Genomic DNA, 1,621 nt, shown 5'->3' with positions numbered 1-1,621 from the left:
TCCGCGCACAAGGGACTTTCACCCTCTGGACTTGTTCCCAAAACGCTTCCGTTTAAAGAACTTTTACTATATTTACCATTCAAGGCACACACAGGCGTTTGGCAAAAGTGGCGGTTCAGTGCTCCGCAGAAACATTTGTGGTTAATCGAAGTTGGTTCTCCGCATCAACATTTGTGGTGAAAATCGCCACCTTCGCCAAGCGCCAAACCGTTAGGCGTCACCAAAGAACGACACTGCTCAATAGAAACATAACATGAAAAGAACGATTTTAATAATAAGCTTAATATTCAACATTAATCTGATTTTCGGACAAGATGTTAAAATCCTTGATGGATATATAGATAAGTATCCGATTCAGATGTTTTTAAACTATGACAGCTCAAAAGTGACTGGATTCTATTTTTATGAAAAATATGGAAAACCGATTCAGATTTCTGGAGAGCATTCCCAAAAGCAACTAAAATTAACAGAACAACATGATGTCAAAGGAACCTGGGAATCTGAATCTGAAGGGACTTTTATCGTAAATGAAGATTTTATTGGCAAATGGAAAACAAAAGATAAGGAACTAAATGTAAAATTGACTGAAACGGATTCAGAGATAAAATGGGTGAATTTTAAACAAAAGGTTGAATTGACTCATACATTTCAAAATCACAAAAAACACTCTTACCCTATTCAAATATCAATTGAAATCCCCAATTTTGAAAAGAATAGAGAATTAATGAATTTAGTTGTTCCTGAGATTTTTGGTATAAAAAGAGAACCTTACAGCTCAACATGGAATTATTATAATAGGTTCATTACTAAAAATTATACAGAATACCTTAATGAAGATTTTTCAGAAGAATATCCTCAATATTTCGAAATCAACATGAGAGGAATAGTCGTAAGTATGATTGACAGTATTTTAAATTATAAAACAAGTGGATATGTTTATCAAGGTGGTGCACATGGATATGGTTTTGAGACTTACTATGTTTTCGATTTAAATAAAATGACAAGATTAAAATTTGAAGACATATTTAAACCAGACACAAAATCAGAAATTGCAAACTTATTATTTGAGAAAGATAATAAAGAGCATAAACTTGAAGACTTTGAGAAAAATATTGGAAATATTTATTTGACAAATAAAGGAGTTGGATTCTTTTTTAACCCATACCAGCTTGATTGCTATGCATGTGGAACGTTTAATTATTTTTTAGATTTCTCAGAATTACAAGGACTATTAAAGTAATATAAATGGCGAACGCCTAATCGAGTAGGCTGCCCCGCCAGCTAGGCTGACGGGGAGAGCCTCTCACACCATGCGAGCCTTGCTCCCACAACGCCTCCGTTTAGAGAACTTTTATTATATTTACCATTAGAGGAACACACAAAAAATTGGCGATTCAGTGGTTAAATGAAGTTTTGTGCTGCGTATCAAGTTTTGTGGTGGCAGACAGTTTAGTACTTCGAAATCGCCAACTTCTTGTAGCTGCAAACCGTTGGTTTTCATGCAAGACTGACAGTTTAAACGAGTATTAACTGCAAGATTCAACTCACAAATGCAACTTGGGTTAACTGATTATATGTTAAGAGGGGAGAGATAAACCCTAGCCTTTTTCTAGGCCGACTG

General features: G+C 34.9%; 1 protein-coding gene. It reads left to right on the top strand.

The window, feature by feature from the left end; all coding sequences use genetic code 11:
- The first annotated feature begins 253 nt into the window (after positions 1-253).
- A complete protein-coding gene (locus BLS65_RS17690) occupies positions 254-1,240 on the top strand; it encodes an RsiV family protein (RefSeq protein WP_092441110.1) in 987 nt (328 codons plus the stop codon).
- Positions 1,241-1,621: the final 381 nt, after the last annotated feature.

Source organism: Williamwhitmania taraxaci (assembly GCF_900096565.1).
In the GTDB taxonomy this organism is placed as follows: Bacteria; Bacteroidota; Bacteroidia; order Bacteroidales; family Williamwhitmaniaceae; genus Williamwhitmania; species Williamwhitmania taraxaci.
This window is presented reverse-complemented; position numbering and strand designations above follow the sequence as displayed.